The sequence below is a fragment of the Streptomyces sp. NPDC003379 genome, assembly GCF_053589195.1.
The window spans coordinates 84,826-107,184 of sequence record NZ_JBSFRK010000022.1 but is presented as its reverse complement, the minus strand read 5'-3'; the positions used below and the strand labels follow the sequence as shown (position 1 = coordinate 107,184).

Annotated in this window: 22 protein-coding genes; 13 read left to right on the top strand and 9 right to left on the bottom strand. The window is 72.3% G+C overall.

All coding sequences use genetic code 11. The features are described 5' to 3' along the window. The first annotated feature begins 781 nt into the window (after positions 1 to 781). Complete coding sequence (locus tag ACWDVB_RS22795) at positions 782 to 1,687, top strand: glycoside hydrolase family 6 protein (RefSeq protein WP_451516916.1); 906 nt, start codon at positions 782 to 784, stop codon at positions 1,685 to 1,687. Here ACWDVB_RS22795 and ACWDVB_RS22790 read toward each other — a convergent pair. From ACWDVB_RS22790 to ACWDVB_RS22775, 4 genes are all read right to left on the bottom strand, one after another. Beyond that, positions 1,684 to 2,142 (bottom strand): N-acetyltransferase family protein, encoded by a 459-nt coding sequence (locus ACWDVB_RS22790; protein WP_451516825.1) that lies wholly within the window; start codon positions 2,140 to 2,142, stop codon positions 1,684 to 1,686. The two genes, ACWDVB_RS22795 and ACWDVB_RS22790, sit on opposite strands and share 4 nt — an antisense overlap. A 110-nt stretch (positions 2,143 to 2,252) precedes the next feature. Further along, positions 2,253 to 3,317, bottom strand: a complete 1,065-nt coding sequence (locus ACWDVB_RS22785) for a TolB family protein (RefSeq protein ID WP_451516826.1) — start codon at positions 3,315 to 3,317, stop codon at positions 2,253 to 2,255. Beyond that, positions 3,314 to 4,750, bottom strand: a complete 1,437-nt coding sequence (locus ACWDVB_RS22780) for an MFS transporter (RefSeq protein WP_451516827.1) — start codon at positions 4,748 to 4,750, stop codon at positions 3,314 to 3,316. Before ACWDVB_RS22780 ends, ACWDVB_RS22785 begins: the two co-directional genes overlap by 4 nt. A 14-nt stretch (positions 4,751 to 4,764) precedes the next feature. Next, on the bottom strand, positions 4,765 to 5,757 hold the full coding sequence (locus ACWDVB_RS22775) for a metallophosphoesterase family protein (protein WP_451516828.1): 993 nt from the start codon (positions 5,755 to 5,757) through the stop codon (positions 4,765 to 4,767). A gap of 236 nt (positions 5,758 to 5,993) precedes the next feature. Between ACWDVB_RS22775 and ACWDVB_RS22770 the strand changes: the two genes are divergently transcribed. The 4 genes from ACWDVB_RS22770 (at position 5,994) to ACWDVB_RS22755 (ending at position 12,315) form a co-directional block, all read left to right on the top strand. Further along, positions 5,994 to 9,566 (top strand): SNF2-related protein, encoded by a 3,573-nt coding sequence (locus tag ACWDVB_RS22770; protein WP_451611988.1) that lies wholly within the window; start codon positions 5,994 to 5,996, stop codon positions 9,564 to 9,566. After that, positions 9,563 to 10,897: an SWIM zinc finger family protein gene (locus ACWDVB_RS22765; protein WP_451516829.1), complete on the top strand. Its 1,335-nt coding sequence runs from the start codon at positions 9,563 to 9,565 to the stop codon at positions 10,895 to 10,897. Before ACWDVB_RS22770 ends, ACWDVB_RS22765 begins: the two co-directional genes overlap by 4 nt. A 115-nt stretch (positions 10,898 to 11,012) precedes the next feature. Beyond that, the gene (locus tag ACWDVB_RS22760; protein WP_451516830.1) at positions 11,013 to 11,462 is read left to right on the top strand and encodes a hypothetical protein; all 450 of its coding nucleotides are present in this window, start codon (positions 11,013 to 11,015) and stop codon (positions 11,460 to 11,462) included. 22 nt (positions 11,463 to 11,484) lie between these two features. Beyond that, complete coding sequence (locus tag ACWDVB_RS22755; RefSeq protein ID WP_451516831.1) at positions 11,485 to 12,315, top strand: nucleotidyltransferase domain-containing protein; 831 nt, start codon at positions 11,485 to 11,487, stop codon at positions 12,313 to 12,315. A gap of 52 nt (positions 12,316 to 12,367) precedes the next feature. Here ACWDVB_RS22755 and ACWDVB_RS22750 read toward each other — a convergent pair whose 3' ends face one another. Further along, positions 12,368 to 12,874, bottom strand: a complete 507-nt coding sequence (locus ACWDVB_RS22750; RefSeq protein WP_451516832.1) for a DUF3574 domain-containing protein — start codon at positions 12,872 to 12,874, stop codon at positions 12,368 to 12,370. A gap of 170 nt (positions 12,875 to 13,044) precedes the next feature. Then, the gene (locus tag ACWDVB_RS22745; protein WP_451516833.1) at positions 13,045 to 13,668 is read right to left on the bottom strand and encodes a 2'-5' RNA ligase family protein; all 624 of its coding nucleotides are present in this window, start codon (positions 13,666 to 13,668) and stop codon (positions 13,045 to 13,047) included. Positions 13,669 to 13,859: 191 nt separating this feature from the next. On the opposite strand from ACWDVB_RS22745, the gene ACWDVB_RS22740 reads away from it, so the two are divergent. From ACWDVB_RS22740 to ACWDVB_RS22725, 4 genes are all read left to right on the top strand, one after another. Further along, positions 13,860 to 14,912, top strand: coding sequence for a phosphatidylinositol-specific phospholipase C domain-containing protein (locus tag ACWDVB_RS22740; protein ID WP_451516834.1), 1,053 nt, complete (start codon positions 13,860 to 13,862; stop codon positions 14,910 to 14,912). A 97-nt stretch (positions 14,913 to 15,009) separates the two neighbouring features. Next, positions 15,010 to 16,482, top strand: coding sequence for an amidohydrolase (locus ACWDVB_RS22735; RefSeq protein WP_451516835.1), 1,473 nt, complete (start codon positions 15,010 to 15,012; stop codon positions 16,480 to 16,482). 153 nt (positions 16,483 to 16,635) lie between these two features. Continuing rightward, positions 16,636 to 17,319, top strand: coding sequence for a DUF899 domain-containing protein (locus ACWDVB_RS22730; RefSeq protein WP_451516836.1), 684 nt, complete (start codon positions 16,636 to 16,638; stop codon positions 17,317 to 17,319). Positions 17,320 to 17,493: 174 nt separating this feature from the next. Then, positions 17,494 to 17,676 carry a hypothetical protein gene (locus ACWDVB_RS22725; protein WP_451516918.1) on the top strand — a complete coding sequence of 61 codons (183 nt, stop codon included), beginning with the start codon at positions 17,494 to 17,496 and terminating at the stop codon, positions 17,674 to 17,676. Between the two features lie 101 nt (positions 17,677 to 17,777). On the opposite strand, the gene ACWDVB_RS22720 is transcribed toward ACWDVB_RS22725, so the two are convergent. Both ACWDVB_RS22720 and ACWDVB_RS22715 read right to left on the bottom strand, forming a co-directional pair. Further along, the gene (locus tag ACWDVB_RS22720; protein WP_451516837.1) at positions 17,778 to 18,209 is read right to left on the bottom strand and encodes a hypothetical protein; all 432 of its coding nucleotides are present in this window, start codon (positions 18,207 to 18,209) and stop codon (positions 17,778 to 17,780) included. A gap of 183 nt (positions 18,210 to 18,392) precedes the next feature. After that, entirely contained in the window at positions 18,393 to 18,896 is a 504-nt protein-coding gene (locus ACWDVB_RS22715; RefSeq protein WP_451611987.1) for an ATP-binding protein, read from the bottom strand. Between the two features lie 169 nt (positions 18,897 to 19,065). Between ACWDVB_RS22715 and ACWDVB_RS22710 the strand changes: the two genes are divergently transcribed. From ACWDVB_RS22710 to ACWDVB_RS22700, 3 genes are all read left to right on the top strand, one after another. After that, positions 19,066 to 19,926 (top strand): helix-turn-helix domain-containing protein, encoded by an 861-nt coding sequence (locus ACWDVB_RS22710; protein WP_451516839.1) that lies wholly within the window; start codon positions 19,066 to 19,068, stop codon positions 19,924 to 19,926. A gap of 103 nt (positions 19,927 to 20,029) precedes the next feature. Next, the gene (locus ACWDVB_RS22705) at positions 20,030 to 20,245 is read left to right on the top strand and encodes a DUF397 domain-containing protein (protein ID WP_423598578.1); all 216 of its coding nucleotides are present in this window, start codon (positions 20,030 to 20,032) and stop codon (positions 20,243 to 20,245) included. A gap of 61 nt (positions 20,246 to 20,306) precedes the next feature. Next, positions 20,307 to 21,104, top strand: a complete 798-nt coding sequence (locus ACWDVB_RS22700; protein WP_451516840.1) for an SAM-dependent methyltransferase — start codon at positions 20,307 to 20,309, stop codon at positions 21,102 to 21,104. A 15-nt stretch (positions 21,105 to 21,119) separates the two neighbouring features. Here ACWDVB_RS22700 and ACWDVB_RS22695 read toward each other — a convergent pair whose 3' ends face one another. After that, the gene (locus ACWDVB_RS22695; RefSeq protein WP_451516841.1) at positions 21,120 to 21,599 is read right to left on the bottom strand and encodes an anthrone oxygenase family protein; all 480 of its coding nucleotides are present in this window, start codon (positions 21,597 to 21,599) and stop codon (positions 21,120 to 21,122) included. A 127-nt stretch (positions 21,600 to 21,726) separates the two neighbouring features. Here ACWDVB_RS22695 and ACWDVB_RS22690 point away from each other — a divergent pair, with 127 nt between their 5' ends. Then, on the top strand, positions 21,727 to 22,359 hold the full coding sequence (locus ACWDVB_RS22690) for a uridine kinase (RefSeq protein WP_451516842.1): 633 nt from the start codon (positions 21,727 to 21,729) through the stop codon (positions 22,357 to 22,359).

Sequence of the window (22,359 nt, the reverse complement as noted above, 5' to 3'; positions counted from 1 at the left end):
TGGGTCCAGTCAGGTTCGGCTAGGTCCGGTCGGGTTCAGGCGGGTTCGGCTGGGTCCTGTCGGGTCCTGTCGGACGGGCTTGGTCCACCGCTAACCGTGGTCCAAGCGCGGGATGCCCGTCGTCAACGGGGCCGCTCGGGACACGCTGCCGTCAGGGTGATCTTCCCCCGTTCGGGCGGAGTTCGGGTCGCCGCCGGGTCGCGACCGCCGCAGACTCCGGAGAACGCGTCGGGCAGGACCGGCGCCGAGCACGTGGAGCCGTCCGGTGTCCCAGCCACCTTCTCGCCGCCTCCGCCCGCGGCGCCGATTCCCGCTTCTTCGGGTGGTTCTCACGGTCGTACTCCTTTCGGGCGTGGGAGCCGTTTGGGGCACGGTGGCGGCCGGGGTCTTGCCTGCGGCTGGTGTCGTGCCCGGGGCCACCGTCTCACTTGGGGCTGCTGCCTCGCCTGAGGCTGTGGCCCCGCCCGGGGTCACTGCCTCGCCCGAGCCCACTGCCTCGCCCGAGCCCACTGCCTCGCCCGAGCCCACCGCCTCGCCCGGGGCAACTGCCCCGACGGACGTCGCTGCCTCGCCCGGGACCACTGCTCCGACGGAAGGCACCGCCTCGCCCGAGCCCACAGCCCAGCCCGAGCCCACAGTCCCGCCCGAGGCGACCACCTCCCCCGAGCCCACCACCACACCTGCGCCCATCACCTCCCCCGAGCCCACCACCACACCTGCGCCCATCACCTCCCCCGAGCCCACCACCACACCGGCACCCACCACCTCCCCCGAGCCCACCATCACACCCAAGCCCACCGCCCCACCCAAAGACGCATCTCTCTTCTGGGTCGACCCGGATAGTGCCGCCGTGAGGCAGGTCGCCGAGTGGCGTGCGCGAGGGCGGGTTGATGATGCTCTGCTCATTGAGCGCATCGCCGGGCGGCCGCAGGCCGTGTGGCTGAATGAGGGCGGGCCCGGTGCCGTCGTACGGACCCATGTCGAGGCGGCGGCCAAGGCGGGGCGCATCCCGGTTCTCGTCGCCTATTTCATCCCGCACCGGGACTGCGGCGCCTACTCGTCCGGCGGTGCCCGCGACGCCGCCCACTACCGTCGGTGGATCGACGAGTTCGCCAAGGGCCTCGGCGCCACGGGCACGTACGTGATCGTGGAACCGGACGCCGTCGCGCACATGGTGGCCGGCTGCCGCGGAGCGGACGCCCGAGAGCGGTACCGGCTGCTCGCCTACGCGGTCCAGCGCCTCAAGAGCCACCCGAACACCAAGGTGTATCTCGACGCGGGCAACGCCGGCTGGATCCCCGATGTGCGACGCCTGGTCGCCCCACTGCGCAGCGCCGGGATGGACCGAGCCGACGGCTTCGCGCTGAACGTATCCAACTTCCAGACCAACGAAGCGAGTTCACGGTACGGCCATCGGCTCGCCGCCGCACTCGGCGGCGGCAAGCACTTCGTCATCGACAGCAGCCGCAACGGCAACGGCCCCTACCAAGGCGACGCCGCCTGGTGCAATCCGCCCGGCCGCGCGCTCGGCACCCCGCCCACCACCGCCACCGGCGACGCCGCACTCGACGCCTACCTGTGGATCAAACGGCCCGGCGAGTCCGACGGAACCTGCCGGGGCGGGCCGCGGGCCGGCAGGTGGTGGCCGCAGTACGCACTGGGCCTCGCCCGACGGGCCGTCGGCTAGCGCGGACGCCAGACGCAGCGGATGTCCGGCTCCCGCTCCTCGTTGTCCGAACCGTCCGTCCGCTCCGCCTCGACGAACCCATGGCGTGCGTAGAACCGCCGCGCCGGCGCGTTGACCTGGAACGTCCACAGCGCGAGCCCCTCGGGGCTGCGCTCCTTGGCCAGCGCCACGAAACGGTCACCGACGCCGTGCCCCCGCCACTGGGGGGCGAGGTAGAGCTGGCTCAGCTCGTCCCCGTCGAGCACCATCATGCCGACGGCCTCGCCCGCCGCCTCCGCGATCCACGTTCCGCCGCGCGGCACGACGACGTACTGGAAGAACTCCCGCACCTCGTCGTCGGTATGCGCCCGCCGCACCGTCGGCAACGCGGCGTCGTAGGAGCGCAGATAGACGTCGGCGACAGCGGCACCGTCGGGCTCGGTGGCCTGGCGCAGGCCGATCGGAACGGAAGTCAAGGGCTCTCCAAGGGACGAATGACGGATGACGGACGCTGATCATGCGTGATCGCCTTCGCGCGCGCATCCGGATTAGGACGCCCCCGGTGAGGCGCCGCGCCGTCTACCTCTCAGCGCACCGCCGCCGGTGAACTTCCGCCCCGTACCAACAGAACCGGCTTCCCCGAACCGTCCGCGGGCGTCGACCAGATGTCCGACTTCCGTCCGTCCTCGCCCGGCAGGGCATACGCGAGTGTGCCGTCGTCCAGCCAGGCGGCCTGGTCGTCGACGCTCCGCCGCTCGGCGAGCGGCTGCTCACGCATCGTACGAAGGTCGAGGACGTACAGCCGCCACGGATCGCGCGTCCCCTCCCGTACGCGCTTCTTGAAGGCGAGGCGCGTGTTGTCGGGGGAGAGGGAGGGGCATTCGACGTTCTCGCGCACGGAGGTCGCCGCCCACTTCTTCATGTCGCCGCGTACGAGGTACGTCTTGCCCTTGGTCGAGACGGTCGCGTAGAAGCGGTTGTCGTCCCTGGTGAAGGTAACGCCCCAGTAGTTGACGTCGGGGGAGTGGTAGCGGCGGCCGTCGAGGGTGAGGGGGATCTCCTCCATGTTCTTGATGAGGTAGCCGGTACGGGTGTCCAGGATCGAGGTGCGGGTGGAGAAGGAGGAGCCCGCGTAGGAGTCGCCGGTGGCGAACATCGTCCAGGACAGCATCCGGCCCGACGCGGAGACGCGGGCCCGGTTGGGGATGCCGGTCAGCGCGATGCGGCGCTTCTCGCGGAGGCGGTCGTCGAGGATCACTGCGTACGACTTGGGCGGGATCCCGGAGCGGCGCTGCAGGCACAGGCCGGTGCGGGCGGCGGCGTAGAAACGCTCGCAGGACGGGCCGCCGGTGGTCCGGGCGGTCCGGCCCGCCCGGCCTGTCTGGCCCGCCTGGCCCGCCTGGCCCGTCCGGGCCGAGGCTTCGCCGGGTGCCGGGAGGCGGGCGACACGGCCCGCGCCCGCCTCCGTGCTGCGGAAGTACAGCTGCCCCCGGTCAAGGCCGAACTCCGAGACGGCGTCGGCGGATTGCGCGCGCTGCGCCGCGTGCAGGGTGTACGCGACGGCGACGCCCGCGAGGACGGCGGCGGCCACGGCGACCGCGACGATCCGCGAGCGCAGCGACCGCGGCGCGGTGGATGCGGACGAAGTCATGGGGACCTTTCGGTACGGGGATGCGGCGCGGTAGGGGGATGCGGCGCGGTAGGGGGATGCGGCGCGGTAGGGGGATGCGGCGCGGTAGGGGGATGCGGCGCGGTACGGGGTAGCGGTTCGGTAGGGGGATGCGGCGCGGTACGGGGATGCGGCTCAGCGCGGGGGTGCGGCTCGGTACGGGGAAGCAGCGCGGCCGCCCCCGCGAGCGCCCCGGCCAATGCGATGACCGCGCAGGTCAGCGCCGTGCCGACGCCCCACAGCGTCCAGGCGGCGCCGAACCCGGCGGCGGCGAGCAGCCGGGCGAGGGCCTGTCCGGTCTGCAGCACGGCCATGCCGCCGGCCCGCCGCTCACCGGGCACCACGGGCGTGGCCAGGGCCATCAGGACGCCGTCGGTGGAGGCGTAGAACACGCCGAGGAGGAGCAGTACGCCGATCAGGAGCGGCCAGCCGTCGGTGGGCGCCAGCAGCAGGACGTAACCGCCGAGGAGTGCCACGTGCCCGGCGAGGAAGGGCACGCGGCGCCCGACGCGGTCGGCGAGCCGCCCGGCGGGAACGGCGAGCAGCAGATAGACCGCGGCGGCGCCCAGCGGCAGCAGCGGGAACCACGACACGGCGAAGTCGAGCCGCCGCTGGAGGAGGAGGTAGAGGAACGCGTCGCCGATGGTGGCCGCGCCGAGCAGCGAGGCGGCGACGAGGACGCGCCGGAAGGCGGGGACGCGGAGCAGGCCGAGCGCCTTGGGGCGCGGCGCGGCCGGGCCCGGCGGCTTCGTTCGGCGGGCCGTCTGCTCGCGGTGGCCGGGCACGAACGCGATCAGCGTCAGCACCCCGAGGACCCCGAAGCAGAAGCTCACCACGAACACGGCGTCGTAGGCGTCCGCGGTCGCCCACAGCAGCGCGAACGCGGCGAGCGGCCCGAGGAGCGCGCCCGTGGTGTCCATGGCCCGGTGCACGCCGAACGCGCGGCCGAGCGCGTCGGGCGGGCTGCTCAGCGAGATGAGCGCGTCGCGCGGCGCGGTCCGTACGCCCTTGCCGATGCGGTCGGCGGCGAGTGCCGCGCCGATACCGGCGGTGGCGCCGCCCGCGAGGAGGAGCCCGAGGCGGGAGAGCGCGGAGAGGGCGTAACCGCCGCCGGCGACGAGTTTGTGCCGTCCGCCGCGGTCGGCGGCGTACCCGCCGGCCAGCCGCACCAGGGCGGTGACGCCGTTGTAGAGCCCGTCGAGGAATCCGAACTGGAGCGGGGTCAGGCCGAGCTGGAGGACGAAGTAGAGCGGCAGGACGGCGGTGACCATCTCGGAGGAGATGTCCGTGACCAGGCTGACCGCACCGAGCGCGAGGACGGGTGCGGCGACGCGGCCGCGCCGGGTCTCGGATTTCTTCGAGGCCTTGGCGACCGCGTCGGTGGTGGCGGTGGTGGCGGTGGTGGCCAGATACATGGCGTTCGTTCGTCTCAGCGGCAGGTGTACGACGGGCTGGTGTCCTTCATGGAGCCGTCCGTGGCGACGAGGTTCCAGGAGAACCCGGTGTCGGTGAAGTTCAGCTTGATGACGCCGAAGGTCTTGGTGATCCGCTTCTGGCTGTTGGGCTGCACCTCCTCGATGTCGTACGGGTTGGCGCCGCCCATGCCGCCGAGGAGCTCGACGATGCCGTTCGAGTCCGCCTTGCCGTCCGGGTCCTGCGGGGCGAACCGCTCGTAGTGGTGGTCGTGGCCGTTGAGGACCAGCTCCGCCTTGTTGTCGTGGAGGAGCTTCCAGACGGGTCGGCTGACGGGGTCGTTGCCGTGCCCGCCGGACGAGAAGAGCGGGTGGTGCCAGTACGCGGCGACGCACTTCTTGGAGTTGGCGGCGAGGTCGGCCTTCAGCCAGTCGATCTGCCCGTCGTCGTCGAGGCTGTTGGAGTCGAGGGCGATGAAGTGCCAGTTGCCCTGGTCGAAGCTGTAGTAGCTCTTGCCGTCGGGGTAGGCGATGGACCCGAAGTAGGACTTGTAGCCCTTGAGCGGACCGGCCGGGTCGTAGGTCTCGTGGTTGCCGGGGACGGGGCGGGTCTTGCTCTTGAAGGCGCCCCAGGTCTTGTCGTAGTAGTTCTTGAAGTCCTTCAGGCGGGCGTCGTCGTACTGGTTGTCGCCCATGGTCATCACGAAGGACGGGTTGATCTGCTTGACCAGGGCTGCGGTCTTGGGGTGCTTGCAGCTGCTGCTGCTCGCGGTGCACTGCTCGGCGATGTCACCGGCGGCGACCGCGGTGAAGCCGGCGCTGGACTCGGCGTTGGACTCGGCGATGGACTCGGCGTTGGGGGAGGCGTCGGCCTTCTCGGCCGGGGACCAGAGCAGGACGCCGCCGATCAGGGCGAGCGAGGCGCCTGCGGCGATGGGGATGCCCCAGCGGACCTTGCGCGCGGGGGATTTGGGCGTACGGGAGTTCATGGCGCGGGGGGTGGGCGACATGTCCGTCTCCTCGGTTGGCGTGGGGGTGCCGGGCCGTCTCGGGGAATCCTGGCGACACGGCATGTGCGCGTCAAGAACGTGGGCTGAATTATTGTTAGGAAACTTTCCTTCCAGTGTTCACGCGGGTTATGGCGGGGCACGGTTGTCGGGAGCCGCAGCTGAGGGGACGGCCCGGGCGAGAGGTCGTCGGGCTGCCCGGCCGGGGGTTGTCAGTGGTCTCGCCTAGGGTGGCGAACGTGGGGGACAGGTGGCGTGAGCAGGGGCTGAGCGAGGTGGCGGCGATGACGTCGGAGGCGGCGGAGGAGGAGGCGGTGAAGTCGGCTGACCATGCCCTTCTCGTACGTTCCTGCGCGGCCGTCTTCCTGCCGGCGGAGGTGCCGAGGGAGGGCCGGATCGCATTCTGGCGGCCGGACGGGGGAGAGCTGCCGGGGGTGGCGGCGCTTGAGGACGCGGGGAGCGAGGGCCTTGCTGCCGCTGGGGGAGCAGCGGGTGAGGGCGCCGGGCGGGGTGGGCCGGGTCCGGTACCGGAGTCCGGTAGGGGTGACCGGCGGGGCGAGCGGGCTCTGGTCCGGGAGTCCGGCGAGGGCGGCGGGCAGGACGGCGAGCACGGCTGGGGCGAGGAGTCAGGTACCGGTGGTGTGCGGGGCGGACCGGACCTGGTCCGGGAGTCCGGCGCGGGCGGGCCGGGCTCGGCCCGCGAGGCCGGTACGGGTGCCATGCGGGGTGACCTCGTTGTCGCCCGTAAGCACGGCAAGGGCGCCCGCCCTCGTACCGTGCCCGCGCTGTTCCTACCGGTGGTCGACGCCGTGCCGCTCCTGTTGCGCACCGCGCACGGGCACCCGCACCCGGCCGCCGCCTGTTGGGCCGCGGCCGCCCGGCATGCGCTGCACCTCGCCGCGCGGGGCAGGCTGCTGCCCGGCCTCACCGCGGGGGACCTGGACGCGTGGCGCGCGGGACCGCTCGACGAGGCCGATGTCGCACAGCTGCGCGCCATCGCCGCCGCACTGCCCGCCGAGGCGCACGCCGTACCCCTGCCGGGGAGCGGATCACTGCTGCTGCCGGAGCCGCTCGCCCTGGTCAGAGCATTCGTGGACGCGGTGGTGGACGCCCTGCCGCGCACCCCCGCGGCCGCGCACGCGGTCGGCGCCCCCTTCGCGGCCCGCGAGCCGCAGCGGCTGCCGGGCGCGCGGGAGTGGGCGGCGGAGGTCGCGGCCGGGATGGACGCCGGAGTACGGGTGTCCCTGCGGCTCGACCTGCGGGCGCACGAGGTGTTCGACGCGGGGGAGAGGCCGGGCTCCGGCTCCGGCTCCGGTTCCGACGGCGCGGCCGGTTCCGCGGCCGATACCGAGGCCGGTACCGGTACGGAGGCCAGTGCCGCGGCCGGTATCGAGGTCGGCGCCGCGGCCAGTACCGAGGCCAGCACCGCGAACGGCATCAAGGCGCGCGCCGCGACCGGCACCGAGGCCGCCGCCGCAGACAGCATCAAGGCGCGCGCCGCGAACGGCACCAAGGCCAGCACAGCGACCGGCACCAAGGCCGTCGCCGCGACCGGCATCAAGGCGCGCGCCGCGACCGGCACCGAGGCCAGCACAGCGACCGGCACCGAGGCCCGCGCCGCGACCGGCACCAAGGCCCGCGCCGCGACCGCCGCCCAAGAACGCATCCCCCACGCAGCCGTCTCCAGCCCCGCAGCCGCCATCGTGCAGGTGCACAGCCTCGCCGACCCCTCGCTCGTGACCGACGTCCCCGAACTCTGGGCGGGCGGCGCCGCCGACCACTTCGGCCCGCGGGCCAGGGTCGACACGCTGCTCGCGCTGCGCCGTGCCGCCCGCGTATGGCCGCCGCTCGCCAGGCTCCTGGAGCGGCCGCGCCCCGACGTGCTGCCGCTGAGCGAGGACGAGTTGTACGACCTGCTTGGCGTGACGGCAGGCCGGCTCGGCGCGGCAGGCGTGGCCGTCCACTGGCCGCGGGAGCTGACGCGCGGCCTCACCGCGACGGCCGTCGTCCGCCCCGCACCCGGCACCGCCGCCGACAACTTCGACTTCTTCAAGACGGAGGAACTCCTCCAGTTCCGCTGGCAGCTGGCGCTCGGCGACCAGCCGGACGACCCACTGACAGAGGCGGAGCTCGACCTGCTCGCGGAGGCGCACCGCCCGGTGGTCCGCCTCCGCGACCAATGGGTCCTGGTCGACCCCGAACTCGTACGCAAGGCACGCAAGCGCGACCTCGGCCTGCTCGACCCGGTGGACGCCCTGTCGGTCGCGCTCACCGGCACGGCGGACGTCGACGGCGAGCAGGTCCCCGCCGTGCCCATCGGCGCGCTGGCGAGACTGCGCGAGCGTGTGACGGACGACCTCGACACGGTCGACCAGCCGCCCGGCCTGCACGCCACCCTGCGCGACTACCAGCTCCGAGGCCTGGCCTGGCTGGACCGCATGACCTCGCTCGGCCTCGGCGGCTGCCTCGCCGACGACATGGGCCTCGGCAAGACGATCACGCTGATCGCCCTCCACCTCCACCGCGCCCACCCCGCGCCGACGCTCGTGGTCTGTCCGGCCTCGCTGCTCGGCAACTGGCAGCGGGAGATCGAGCGGTTCGCGCCGGGCGTACCGGTGCGCCGCTTCCACGGCCCGGCCCGCACGCTCGCCGGGCTGACCGGCGGTTTCGTCCTCACCACGTACGCCACGATGCGTACGAGCGCTCCCGAACTGGCCGCCACGCCCTGGGGGCTGGTGGTCGCGGACGAGGCGCAGCACGTCAAGAACCCGCACGCGGCGACGGCGAAGGCGCTGCGCACGATCCCCTCCCCGGCCCGCGTCGCACTCACCGGCACCCCCGTGGAGAACAACCTCTCCGAGCTCTGGGCCCTGCTCGACTGGACGACTCCCGGGCTTCTCGGCCCCCTGAAGGCATTCCGCGCCCGGCACGCGCGCCTGGTGGAGGGCGGCGAGACCGCCGAGAACGACGAGGCGCTGGCCCGCCTGTCCCGTCTCGTACGCCCCTTCCTCCTCCGACGCAAGAAGTCGGACCCGGGAATCGCCCCGGAGCTGCCCCCGAAAACCGAGACCGACCACCCGGTCACCCTCACCCGCGAACAGACCTCGCTCTACGAAGCGGTGGTGCGCGAGACGCTGGCCCGCATCGAGGCCTCGGACGGCATCGCCCGCCGCGGCCTGGTGATGAAGCTGCTGATGGCGCTGAAGCAGATCTGCAACCACCCGGCGCAGTATCTGAAGGACGGCGCGCTCACCACCCGGTCGGGCCGCCCCCGCTCGGGCAAGCTGGAGCTGCTCGACGAACTCCTCGACACGATCCTCACGGAGTCGGAGAGCGCGGGCGCTGTCCTGATCTTCACGCAGTACGTGGAGATGGCCCGCCTCCTGGAGACACACCTGTCGTCCAGGGGCATCGGGACCCAGCTCCTGCACGGCGGCACGCCGGTCGCGCGGCGCGAGGAGATGGTGGACCGGTTCCAGTCGGGCGAGATCCCCGTCTTCCTCCTCTCCCTGAAGGCGGCGGGCACGGGCCTGAACCTGACCCGGGCGGGCCACGTCGTCCACTACGACCGCTGGTGGAACCCGGCCGTCGAGGAGCAGGCCACCGACCGCGCGTACCGCATCGGCCAGACCCAGCCGGTGCAGGTCCACCGCCTGGTCACGGAGGGCACGGTCGAGGACCGCATCGCGGAACTCCTCGCGGCGAAACAGGCGTTGGCGGACGCGGTGCTCGGCGAGGGCGGCGAATCGGCGCTCACCGAGCTGTCCGACGCGGATTTGGCGGACCTGGTGTCGCTGAGGAGGACGACGTGAAGCCGAGGGCCGGATCCGGTCGTGGCGGCCTGGGCTGGGCCAGCGGCATGAGCGAGACCAGCCGCATGGGCAGCGGCCGTGTCTTCCCCGCCCTGCCGGCGCATGCCGACCCCCAGGCGCCCTTCGCCACGTCCTGGTGGGGGAACGCGTGGATCGACGCGCTGGAGGAGAGCGCCCTGGACCCGGCACGCCTGGCGCGCGGCCGCGCGTACGCCCGCGAAGGCGCGGTCGACACGATCACCGTCGCACCGGGCCGCATCGTCGCGTACGTCCACGGCAGCCGCCCCCGCCCCTACCGCGCGGAGATCCGCCTGCGGACGATGCTCCCCGAACACTGGGACCGCTTCCTGGACGCGGTGGCCACGGACCCCGCGCACATCGCGGCCCTGCTCGACAAGGACATGCCGCATGCCCTGGCCGAGGCGGCGAACCGGGCGGACGTCCAACTCCTGCCAGGCACACGCGAGATGGCACCTTCCTGCACCTGCCCGGACCGGGGCCACCCCTGCAAGCACGCGGCCGCACTGGCCTACCAGACGGCCCGCCTCCTGGACGCCGACCCCTTCGTCCTCCTGCTGCTGCGCGGCGGCGAGGAGCAGGACCTGCTGGACGAGCTGTCCCGCCGCAACGCGCACAAGTCGGCGGCGGAACAGCAGGCGGCCGCCCCACCCCCACCTTCCTCGTCCGTACCGACCCTGCCCGGCATCCTGGCCAGGTCCGCCCTGGCCACGGAGTACCGCCCCGCACTCCCGCCCCCACAGGCGCCCCCGGCCCGCCCCGGTGAGCCCCCGGTGCTGCCCTCGCTCCCCGGCGCCCCGGATCCGACATCCCTGGAGTTCCTGATCACGGACGCGGCGACCAGGGCCCACGCCTTCCTCACCACGGGCACGGACCCCTTCACGGCCACGTCCCCCCGGCACGACGCGGTCCGCCTGGCGGCCTCCCACCCCGGCCTCACGGGCCGCCGCACCTTCAGCCGCCAATTCGCCGACCTGGCCCGCTCGGTGGGCAGCACCCCCGCCGACCTCTCACGGGCGGCAGCGGCCTGGCGCCAGGGCGGCGAGGAGGGCCTGGCGGTCCTGGAATCCCTCTGGGACCCCCCGGCCGGCCCCTTCGACCGCGCCCGAGGCGCCCTCGCGGCGGCAGACCTCCCCCGCATGACGATCCACCGCAACACCCTCACGAACCTCGAAGCCTCCCTCCAGATCCGCTACGGCCACGACGCCCGCTGGTACCCGTACCGAAGCGAGCCGGGCGCGGAGGACTGGTGGCCGGAGGGGGAGGCGGACGAGGACGTGGTGGGGGCGGTGGCGGGGGTGCTCGGGGGGTGACCGCAGCGGTACGTCATCCAGAGGCCGGAGGAAGGACGGCTTGTTCCACGGCAGTCGGAGAATTGTCGGTGGGGCGCGTTACCGTGAAGGTCTCGGACGCGGAGAGGGAGGCCTTGTGGACGCTGAGTTGACCGCGTTGGCTGCCGCCGGGGCGGCGGCGCTCGTGCAGCAGATGGTGGCCGACGGGTGGGCGCAGGCCCGGGACCGGGTCGCCGGGTTCTTCTCGCGGGGCGAGGAGCCCGGGGGCGCGGACGACGCTGTCGCCGGGGAGTTGGACGAGGCGCGGGCCGAGTTGGTCGCCGCGCGGGAGACCGAAGACGCGGACATGGCGGCCGATGTGCAGGCGGAGTGGCGTTCGCGGCTCCGGCGCAGACTCGCCGCCGATCCGGCCGCTGCCGCGGAACTGCGGGTACTGCTGGCCGAGTTGGCCTCTGAGGGTGGCGGGGGAGAGCCTCGGGGTGACGTCACGTACAACACCATCAGCGGTGGTGTGCAGCACGGCACCGTCATCCAGGCGGGAAAGCTCATCACTGGTCAGCACCGAGAGCGTTACCGAGAGCGTTGAGGCGCCTCGGGACGTGCACGCCATGACGGAGCGAGCCTTTCTCGACCATGTCGCCGACCGGCTCGCCGGGCTTCCCGGCGTCGAGGCCGTCACCCTCGGCGGCTCCCGCGCGCAGGGCACGCACACGGCCGACAGTGACTGGGACACCGCCGTCTACTACCGAGGGCCCTCCTTCGAACCGGCCGCGCTGCGCGACTTCGGCTGGGAGGGCGAGGTCTCCGGGCTCGGCGAGTGGGGCGGCGGGGTCTTCAACGGCGGGGCGTGGCTCACCGTCGCCGGGCGCCGCGTCGACGTGCACTACCGCGATCTCGACGTGGTCGAGCACGAGCTGAGGGAGGCCGAGCAGGGGCGGTTCCACTGGGAGCCGCTGATGTTCCACCTCGCCGGGATCCCCAGCTACCTGGTCGTCGCCGAGCTCGCCGTCAACCAGGTGCTGAGGGGCGAGCTGCCACGGCCCGCCTATCCCGACGCCTTGCGCCGCACGGCTCCGCCCGTCTGGCTCGACCGCGCCCGCATGACCCTCGGCTACGCCCGCGACAACAACGCCCCGCGCGGCAGGTACACCGAGGTCGCGGGCGCCCTCGCCACGGCCGCGATGCAGGGCGCCCACGCGGTCCTCGCGGCGCGCGGCGAATGGGTCACCAATGAGAAGCGGCTCCTGGAGCGCGCCGGGGTGCGGGGCGTGGACGGTGCGCTGGCCTCGATGGCGGCGGGCGCCGGACCTGACGCCGGCACCCTTGTCGCCGCGCTCGACGAGGTGGCGGAGCTGATCGAGACAGCCGTGCGTGCGGCCTCCCCGACCACGTCGGCTTTCACGGTCACCCCGACGGCTCCGACCGCCCCAGGTCACTGACCCGGCACGTGACGCGGCGACTCAGGAGTCAGTCACGGAATACTCAGAAGACTCAGAAATCCACCCTGGTCCGCTCGTCCAGCCGCGCCACCGAGTCCTGCGCGAACGCCTTCTCGTAGTCGCTGCGGATCTCCTCGACCAGCACGTCCCGCTTGCGCGCCTCGCCCGTCGGATACAGCAGGATCAGCTCGTACGAACGTTCGCGCTCGATCCTGCCGTTGGAGTCGCGCCACTGCCCGCGCCCGTCCTGGATGGTCAGCCCTTCGGGGAAGCCCGGCGTGACCTCCTTGTCGATGAAGGCCATGAACTGCTTGTCGGTGACGGCGGGGCCGCCGTCGGGGCGCTCCGTGCCGAAGAAGAGCCGGGTCTCGACGAAAGGCTTGCCCCGGGTGACCGTCGACGCGGAGGACGACGTCGCGGAGGACGCCGCCGAGGACGACGGACGCGACTCGCCGTCCAGCGAGGCGTACGCCGCCGGCGCGCCGACCGCCAGGACCGCGGTCGCGGCGCCGGCTACGGCGAGTCGGGTACGGGTGATGCGGGAGAGGCTGAGAGCCACGGGACGATCCCTTTCGGTGGAAGGTGAGGGTGAGGGTACGGACGTCAACCCCTGTCACGCGCTGGGGACTCGTCGTCTTCGTAGACCTATATCGGCCGCAAACCGTAGCGGACGCACCCGCCCCACCAGCCGCTCTTCCGGCGGTAAGTCCTGAATTCCGCCCGGCGGATTCACGCCCGCTCGGCACGCTCGTCGCAGAGCGCGGGTCCGTCCGCCCCTCCCAGGCGGTACGTCATGAGGTCCCGCCAGCCGCCACCCGCTCCGTCCGTCACGATCAGGTGCACCGAGCTGATCTGGCTGACGAGCGGCAGGTGAGGGGCGAGCCGGGCCTCCAGGGCGTCGTAGGCGGCTTCGTACGTCTCCGGGCCCTCGTGGTTCGCGAGTGTCAGGTGGGGTGCGAGGGGCGGGGTGAAGATGCCCCGGTAGGGGACCGCCTCGGGCCAGCGGGCGGTGAGGGACGTGGTGAGGGCGCGGACCGGGGCGTCGGGGTCCGGCGGGAGGTAGAGGACGCCCGGGTAGCGGCGGAACCCGGTGAACGTGAGCGTGAAGGGCGCGTGCGCCGCGAACAGGTCCGTCAGGTCGGCGTGGGTCGACGCGGAGAAGCGGGACTTGTTGAGGAACGGGTAGAGCACCGTCACATGGGCCGGGAAGCCGGCACTCACCAGGGGGTTCGCCTCGGGGACGCGGATGCTCAGGGCCGTGTCGCCGGGCAGGTCGGCCCAGCCGTCGGCCACCGGCGGCACGGATTCCCGTTCCGGCGCGTCAACCGCAGCCGTAGCCGTAGCCGTAGCCATAGCCATAACGGTCGTAGCCGTCGCTCTCACCCCTGCCGACCCTCGTACCCCCAGTACTCACTCACAGCGCGGCATCGTGTCACGATCAACCCCGGCATCCCAAAGCCGTAAGACGCCGTCTTCCCTCACGTCACTCGACTCCCCTACGTTGCCCATGACTTGGCCGGAGTGGGTGCGAGGGGGCGGTGGGCGTGGCGGTGCGCAGGGGAGTGGTCGGGCTGGTGGCGGGAGCGGTCCTCGCGTGGGGTGTCCTGGGGGGCGGGAGCGGCGCCGCGGTCGCCGCCGACGATCCCGCGCCGGGCTCCGCGTACTCGGCCACGACCGGCGTCGGGCTGCACAACGCGTACGAGAAGTCGAAGTACCCCTACTTCGCCGACGCCCTCGACTCCGGTGCCGGGATGCTGGAACTCGACGTGTGGACCAACGTGTTCGGCAGCGGATGGCGGGTGTCCCACAGCAACCCGCTCGGCAACGACAACAACTGCGAGAACGCCCAGAACCCCGGCGAGCTGCGCACCAAGCCGCGCGACCAGAACCTGGCCGGGTGCCTGAGGGACATGCGCAGCTGGCACGACGCCCATCCGGGCCACCGCCCGATCCTGGTCAAGGTCGAACTGAAGGACGGGTTCCAGGGCAGACGCGGGCGCGGACCCGCCGAACTCGACGCGCTCCTGACGACTGCCCTGGGCGACGCCCTGTACCGGCCGGGCCAGTTGGCCGCCGGGCACGCCACCCTCGACGACGCCGTACGCGCCAAGGGCTGGCCCCGGCGTTCCGAGCTGGCCGGGAAGTTCGTGGTCGAGTTGATACCCGGCACGGTCGAGCAGGGCAACCCCGCCGACACCCTGTGGACCGACCGCGAGTACGCCACGCATCTGCGCGACCTCGCCGCGGCGGGCCGCCTCGGTGAGGCCGCCGCCTTCCCCGCCGTGCTGGGCGCGGAGGCGGGTGATCCGCGCGGGCGGTACGCGGACGCGTCGATCCGTCCGTGGTTCGTGCTGTTCGACGGGGACGCCTCCGCGTACGCGGGCGGGGGCATCGACACGCGGTGGTACGCCGACCGGCGCTATCTCGTCGTCATGACCGACGCCCACAGTGTCGCCCCGGCCATCGACGGGACGCGTCCGACCGAGACGCAGGCGAAGGAGCGGGTCGCGCTGCTCGCGGGGCGGCATGCCAGCATCGTGTCGTCGGACTGGTATCCGCTGCCTGGCGTGCTGTCGACCGTGCTTCCGCGAGGCTGAGCCCGGAACTGGCCCCGCCAAGAGCTCCGGCCCCTCCGCCTTCTCCTTGCGGAGCTGACCCAGGCCATGACGTACGCACTCGCACTACCGTGAAGAAATGACGCCGCCCCCCGCACCGCCGCCCCCCACACCGTCGCCCCCCACACCGTCGCCCCCCACACCGCCGCCCTCCCCGCCTCCCGCGCCGGGCCCCGCCGATCTCCGCATCACCGGCTGCACCGCCCTGACCCACGACCCGTACGGTGAGATCGTCTTCATCGAGGACGCCACGATCCTCGTACGTGACGGAGTCATCGCCTCCATCACCCCCACGGAGGCCACGGCCCTTATGGACGCCCCGGCTGCCGCGGGCCCCACCGACCACCCCAGGGAAATCGACGGCCGAGGCACGGTCGCCCTCCCCGGCCTCATCAACTGCCACACGCACACGCCGATGGTGGCCCTGCGCGGCCTCGCCGAGGATCTGCCCGCCCACGCGTGGTTCAACGACTGGATCTGGCCCATCGAGTCCAATCTGACCGAACGCACGGTCGAGCTCGGCGCGCGGCTCGCCTGCGCCGAGATGATCCGCGGCGGCGTCACCACCTTCGCCGACCACTACTTCGCCATGGACACCGTGGCCGACGTCACCGAGGAGAGCGGTCTGCGCGCCGTCCTCGGCCAGGCCTACTTCAGCTCCCAGGGGCCCGAAGGGCGAGCCGCCTCCCTCGACTTCGCGCTGCGCCGGCACGGCACCGCCGACGGGCGCTTCACCACCTGCCTGGCCCCGCACGCCCCCTACACCGTCGACGACACCGATCTCGCCGCCACCGCCGAACTCGCCCGCGAACACGATCTGCTGGTACACATCCACGCCGCCGAGAACCGCGAGCAGACCGAGAACAGCCTGGCCCGCCACGGCCGCACGCCCATCGAGGTCCTGGAGCGCGCCGGGCTCCTCGACGTGGATCTCCTCATCGCCCACGCCACCGGCCTCGACACCGCCCGCGACCTCCCCGTACTGCGCCGCGCCGCCGAACGTGCCGCCGGACGCGTCGCCGTCGCCTCGGCGCCCCGCGGCTATCTGAAGTTCGGCTGGGACACCACGCCCGTGCGGGCGCTGCGCGAGGCCGGCATCCCCGTCGGCCTCGCCACGGACGGCGCCGCGTCCAACAACACCCTCGACGTATGGGAGTCGATGACGCTCACCGCCCTCGTCCAGAAGCACGCGGAGAACGACCCGACCTGGCTCACCGCCCGCCAGGCCCTGGACCACGCCACGCTGCAGAGTGCGCGGGCCGTCGGACTCGGCCGGGAGATCGGCAGCCTCGCCGAGGGGCGGCGGGCCGACATCATCCTCGTGGACCTGACGGGGCCGCACACACAGCCCGTGCACGACCTCGCCGCGACCCTCGTACACAGCGCGCGCTCCGGTGACGTGCGCACCACCATCGTGGACGGCAGGGTCCTGCTGCGCGACCGCGAACTGCTCACCATCGATGTGCGGGAAACCGTACGGGAGTTGGGGGAACTTTTGCCCGAACTGGTCGACCGGAGCCGTGGCGGACGCGTCCAGGAGTACGAGGGGTGATCGCGGGCCGCGTCCTGCCCCGGCATCTGACCTGCGGGGCAGGGGTGTTCTCAACTTTTTTCGGCTTTTCGCGTCCGCGAGCGATGAGTTCCGCACACCCCGCCGGTCCACCCTTCACAGAGGTACACGCCCGAAGGGTGGAGGAGACACGCCATGGGACTTCCGGACATCGTCACACGCGAGGAGTGGCTCGTCGCGCGTGAGGAGTTGCTGGCCAAGGAGAAGGCCGTCACCCGCGCGCGCGACGCGCTCAACGCCGCGCGGCGCGGGCTGCCGATGGTGGAGGTCGACAAGGAGTACTACTTCGACGGCTCCGACGGGAAGGCGACGCTGCTCGACCTCTTCGACGGCCGGGACCAGCTGATCGTCTACCACTTCATGTTCGCCCCCGAGTGGGACGCGGGCTGCCGCAGCTGCTCCGCCTTCCTCGACCAGATCGGGCACCTCGCGCATCTGCGGGCCCGCGGTACGAACTTCGTCGCCGTCTCCCGCGCCCCGTACACCGCGCTCCTCACCTTCAAGGCCCGCATGGGCTGGACCGTGCCCTGGTACTCGACGAACGGCGGCGACTTCAACCACGACTTCCAGGCGTCCTTCGCCGAGGAGCCGCACGACGTGCCCGCGATCAACTGCTTCCTGCGGTCCGGCGACCGCGTCCACCACACGTACGCGACGTTCGCCCGGGGCCTGGACGGCATCGGCTCCACCACCAGCCTCCTCGACCTGACCGCGCTCGGCCGGCAGGAGGAGTGGGAGCGGCCCAGGGGACGGGCGTCGGCGCTGGGCCCCCCGGCGGGCAGCGAGCGGGTGCGGTACCACGACGAGTACGAGGACTGAGACTCCCCAGCGCCTCGCAGGAGGAGGCCGCTCCCGGGGAGAACCCTGGGAAATGCCGCAACTCCGTCTCGGTCCGGTTACATCGCGAGCCTTCGAACGGGTTGCGCGCGTTCTCCTCAGTACAGGGTCTTCGGACCGCGTACGGACCGGAACGGTACGGGGGACAGGAACATGATGAACGCACGAGTGGTGTTGGAGCGGTTTCCGGCGGGCGGACCCCGCGGGTCGTGGCCCGCGGAGGAGTTCGCCCGGGCCCGCCGCCAAGAGGGCCGGCCCGCGGAGGTCGTGATGGACCTCGCCTCGGACGCCTTCCTGGTGATCGTGCGCGAGCCGGAGGAGACCCGCGCGGCGGCGTGAGCGACACCCTTCGGACACCCGAACGGGCCCCGTAAGGGGCGCGGGGAACTGCGCGACCAGCCACGGGCGATCCGCAGGGAAGGAACCGACCGAGAGACCGCTCAACCCAGCGGAGCGCCCCGCACGCGCGACCACCCGGGCGTCGTCCCCGTCGCCCGGCACAACGCCAGATACAGCGGAATCGGCGGCGTGTAGGGGACGTCACCCTCCGGACGATTGATCAGCACGGGGCGCCGTCGCCCGCCGTCCCGGACGACCGCGCCCGCCGAGTAGGCGACCGGCGCGGGCCACTCCATGGCGACGTCGGAGTCGGCGGGCACGATCCACCACCAGCGCGGCCCGTCCTCGTACACACAGCCCACGCGGGGCAGCCGGGACATCAGCCGGGGCCCGAGCGCCGCGGGCACCGCCACCGCGTCGCATCCGAGCGGCTGGGTCATTCCCTCGGGCAGATCGAGCCGCGTGGGCGGTGGTGGCGGGGCTCCGGCGCGCCGTCGTCGCCGGGAGAGCCGGACCAAGGTGTTCAGATCCAACGGCCACACCGTACCCGCGCTCACATGCCCCCCGCCCGCGTCACTGCCACGCTCGACTCACCCGTACCCGTACCTGTTCTCCGCACGCGTGTTCCCCGTATACGTCGGCGCCATCGTTCTGGTCCGCGCCGTCGCAACCGGTCGTGCCGTCACGTCTTTCGGTCTACGCGAAACTTCTTCGGCCTACGCGGACGCCGACACCGCTTCCGTCGGCGTCCGCCGCAACTCCGCCCACACCGTTCGCCCGATCCCGGGCCCCGCGTCGTGGACGCCCCACGCACTGCTCACCGCGTCGACGAGTAGCAATCCCCTCCCGTGCTCATCGTCGGCCCCCCTGTGCACCGGGCGCGGCATCCCTGAACCGCAGCCTTCGTCACGTACGGCTATGCGCAGCTTCTCCGAATCCGCGCAGAGCACGCAGATGATCCGCCGGCTCGCGGTGTGCACCACGGCATTGGTGACCAGTTCGGAGAGGATGAGTGCCGCCGCGTCGCAGGCGTCGTCGTCACGCACCGCCCAGTCGCCGAGCCGTGCGCGCATCAGCCTTCTGGCTTGCGCTACGGATCCCGGTCTCGGGGCGAGGGCGAAACTGACGCAGACCTCGGCGGCGTCTTCGGGCCGGGTCTCGGCGAGAACGCCGAGACGGCCTCCGACGGCTTCGGTTCCTAACGGCGCGGGCGGAGTCACGCTCTCCACTATCGCCCCGCCCAGAACACCTTGGCAAGACCCACTCTGAAATGTGCACAGTGGCGTGTTCCTCCGAGACGGCGCATGGCACACTGCTCGCAACTGTTCGCAACAGCTCGCGGTGCGGTGCGAGTCAGTGGCGACGCGGAGTCAGGTGGAGGTAGGAGACGTGAGCGAACCGCGGTCCGCGCCGACGGTAGGCCAGGTCGTCCTCGGTCGTCGCCTGCAGGATCTGCGCGAGAGCGCGGGTCTGAAACGCGAGGAGGCGGCGAAGATCCTGCGCGTCGCCCCGGCCACCGTCCGCCGCATGGAGACGGCCGAGGTCGCGCTGAAGATCCCGTATCTCCAGCTGCTCCTGAAGGCCTACGGCGTCGCCGACGACGAGGCCGAGGCCTTCGTGTCGCTCGCCGAGGAGGCCAACAAGCCGGGCTGGTGGCAGCGGTTCCACGACATCCTGCCGGGCTGGTTCAGCATGTACGTCAGCCTGGAGGGCGCCGCCAGCCTCATCAGGTCCTACGAACCGCACTTCGTGCCCGGCCTGCTCCAGACCAGGGAGTACGCGCACGGCGTGATGCGCTCCGGTGCCATCGGCCAGACCCGCCCCGCGGACATCGAGCGGTACGTGGCGCTGCGCATGGAGCGCCAGGCGCTGCTCGCCCGCGAGGACGCGCCCCGGCTGTGGGTCGTGATGGACGAGACCGCGCTGCGCAGGCCCGTGGGCGGCCCCGAGGTGATGCGCGAGCAGCTCGACCGGCTGCTCGAAGCCACCGAGATGCCCCATATCACGCTGCAGGTCGCGCCGTTCGCGGCGGGCCCGCACCCCGGAACGTACGGACCGTTCGTGCTCTTCCGCTTCGCCATGGCGGAGCTGCCCGACATGGTCTACAGCGAGTACCTGACCGGCGCCGTCTACCTGGACGCGCGCAAAGAGGTGGCCACCCACCTGGAGGTCATGGACCGCATGGCGGCGCAGGCCGCCACGGCACAACGCACGAAGGACATCCTCCGGGACGTCCGCAAGGAGCTGTGACATGGACCGACATCGAGCCGGAAGCCGCCCCGCCGGTCCGCGTTCACCCGGAGCCCGCGACGACTCGCGCACCGAACGCGGCGAGTCCCGGATCTACAACGGCATGCCCGCCCGTGACCTCGGCAACGACGGCTGGCACAAGCCGTGGAGCGGCGGCAACGGCGGCAACTGCCTGGAGGCCATGAAGCTGGCCGACGGCAGGGTCGCGGTGCGCCAGTCCGCCGACCCCGACGGCCCCGCGCTCATCTACACGCACGGGGAGATCAACGCGTTCATCCAGGGGGCGAAGGCGGGCGAAGCGGACTTCCTGCTGTCATGACCACTCCCTCTGCCGTGACCACCGCGTCCCTCTCCGACCGCCGCTTACCCGTGGAGCTGCCATGACCGACCCGTCGTACATCGACACCAGCAAGCCGCACCCCGCACGGATGTACGACTGGTTCCTGGGCGGCAAGGACAACTACCCGGTGGACGAGGAGATGGGCCGCCAGCTCGTCGCCATGGACGGGCGCGTCCTGACGATGGCGCGGGCCAACCGCGCGTTCATGCAGCGCGCCACGCGCTGGCTCACGACCCAGGGCGTACGGCAGTTCCTGGACATCGGCACGGGCATACCGACCGAACCGAACCTCCATCAGATCGCCCAGGGCATCGCCCCGGAGACGCGTGTCGTCTACTGCGACAACGACCCCATCGTCCTCGCCCACGCCGAGGCGCTGCTCCGCTCGACGCCGCAGGGCGTCACCGAGTACATCCAGGCGGACTTCCGCGAGCCCGAGAAGATCCTCGAAGAGGCCGCGCGCGTCCTCGACTTCGACCGGCCGGTCGCCCTGTCGCTGGTCGCGCTGCTGCACTTCATCGCGGACGAGGACGGCGCGTACGACCTGGTGGACCGCCTGATGCGGGCACTGCCCTCCGGCAGCCATCTGATGCTGTCGCACGGCACGGGCGAGTTCACACCGGACACGGCGCAGCAGGCCGGGGAGTTGTACAAGGCGCGCGGCATGACGCTGGCGCTGCGTACGCGCGCCGAGGTGACCCGCTTCTTCGAGGGGTACGAGATGGTGGACCCCGGAGTCGCGATCATCGACCAGTGGAAGCCGGAGCTGGGCGAGCGCGCGCCGGACGCGGGGGAGGGGCCGACGCCGGGGTACGGGGCGGTGGGGCGCAAGCCCTGAGACCGGCCGGGGTTATCAGGTCAGGGCCAGGATGAAACACGCCGACGCGGCGAGCGAGGCCACGCCGCGCACGTGGTTCCAGGCGCTCCATTCACGTACGTACGTACGCCAGTACGCCGCGCCCGCCTCGCTGTCCGCGTCGACCTTGGCGAGGGCGTCGTTGCGGGGAACGTTGGCGGCGACGGTCACGCCGAACGAGCCGAAGAGATGCAGCGCACAGCCGAGCAGCAGTTCGAAGGTGCCCTCCTCCGGCCAGAGGACGAACGTCACGACGGCGAGCACCGCGCAGAGCCCCGTCGCGCCCAGGAACACGGCCATGAACGCGGGGCCGACCGCGGTGACGTTCATCGACTTCATCGCGGCGATGCCCTGCGCCGGGGGCAGGGCTGCCAGGCCCTTCATCACGAAGGCCGAGAACGCGGCGAAGGCGCCGGCGGTGAGCCCGCAGGCGAGCGCGCCCAGCACGGTGAGGACGAAGTACGGTCCGTCGATCATGGCAACTCCCGCGGTGGATAAGGCCGTTACGTCGGATGGACGGGCCGCGAGTGATCCTGCACGGCGGTCCGCATCCCCACAAGTCAATTGCCGATCCGGTAGGGAGGGGTGACGGCATCATGAACCTGTGCGACTCGAACCGATCACCTGGGAACGCCTGGCCGACACCCTCGCCGACCGCCTGCTCGACCTGAAGACGGACGACGGGAGCCCCTGGCCGCGCGTCGCCGTGGACGGGGCGCCCGCGAGCGGCACCGGCGAACTGGCGCGGCGGGTGGGCGACGCGCTGCGCCTGCGTGGGCGGACCCCGCTCGTGGTCGCCACGGAGGGCTTCCTGCGGCCCGCCTCGCTGCGGCTGGAGTACGGGCGTCAGGACGTGGAGGCGTACTACAGCGGGTGGTTCGACACCGGCGCGCTGTGGCGCGAGGTCCTCGGGCCGCTGGACCCGGACGGCACGGGCCGCGTCCTGCCCGACCTCTGGGACCCGGCGGCCGACCGCGCCACCCGCAGCTCCTACGTCCGACTCCCGCCCGGCGGCGTGCTCCTGCTGCACGGACCGCTGCTGCTCGGCCACTGGTTCCCGTTCGACCTGACGGTGCACGTACGCCTCTCACCGGGCGCCTTGCGGCGACGTACGCCGGAGGGGGAGCGATGGACACTTCCGGCCTTCGAGCGGTACGAGACGGAGACGGACCCCGCGGCCGTGGCCGACGTGGTGGTACGGGCGGACGATCCGCGCCGGCCGGCGTGGAGCGGCTGA

Excerpts from the sequence above, each read along its gene's own strand:
- ACWDVB_RS22755 (WP_451516831.1), top strand. The coding sequence starts at position 11,485 with ATGACGGAGCGAGCCTTTCTCGACCATGTCGCCGACCGGCTCGCCGGG.
- ACWDVB_RS22785 (WP_451516826.1), bottom strand. The coding sequence starts at position 3,317 with ATGACTTCGTCCGCATCCACCGCGCCGCGGTCGCTGCGCTCGCGGATC.
- ACWDVB_RS22775 (WP_451516828.1), bottom strand. The coding sequence starts at position 5,757 with ATGTCGCCCACCCCCCGCGCCATGAACTCCCGTACGCCCAAATCCCCC.
- ACWDVB_RS22735 (WP_451516835.1), top strand. The coding sequence starts at position 15,010 with ATGACGCCGCCCCCCGCACCGCCGCCCCCCACACCGTCGCCCCCCACA.
- ACWDVB_RS22725 (WP_451516918.1), top strand. The coding sequence starts at position 17,494 with ATGAACGCACGAGTGGTGTTGGAGCGGTTTCCGGCGGGCGGACCCCGC.
- ACWDVB_RS22705 (WP_423598578.1), top strand. The coding sequence starts at position 20,030 with ATGCCCGCCCGTGACCTCGGCAACGACGGCTGGCACAAGCCGTGGAGC.
- ACWDVB_RS22780 (WP_451516827.1), bottom strand. The coding sequence starts at position 4,750 with ATGTATCTGGCCACCACCGCCACCACCGCCACCACCGACGCGGTCGCC.
- ACWDVB_RS22700 (WP_451516840.1), top strand. The coding sequence starts at position 20,307 with ATGACCGACCCGTCGTACATCGACACCAGCAAGCCGCACCCCGCACGG.
- ACWDVB_RS22695 (WP_451516841.1), bottom strand. The coding sequence starts at position 21,599 with ATGATCGACGGACCGTACTTCGTCCTCACCGTGCTGGGCGCGCTCGCC.
- ACWDVB_RS22730 (WP_451516836.1), top strand. The coding sequence starts at position 16,636 with ATGGGACTTCCGGACATCGTCACACGCGAGGAGTGGCTCGTCGCGCGT.
- ACWDVB_RS22745 (WP_451516833.1), bottom strand. The coding sequence starts at position 13,668 with ATGGCTACGGCTACGGCTACGGCTGCGGTTGACGCGCCGGAACGGGAA.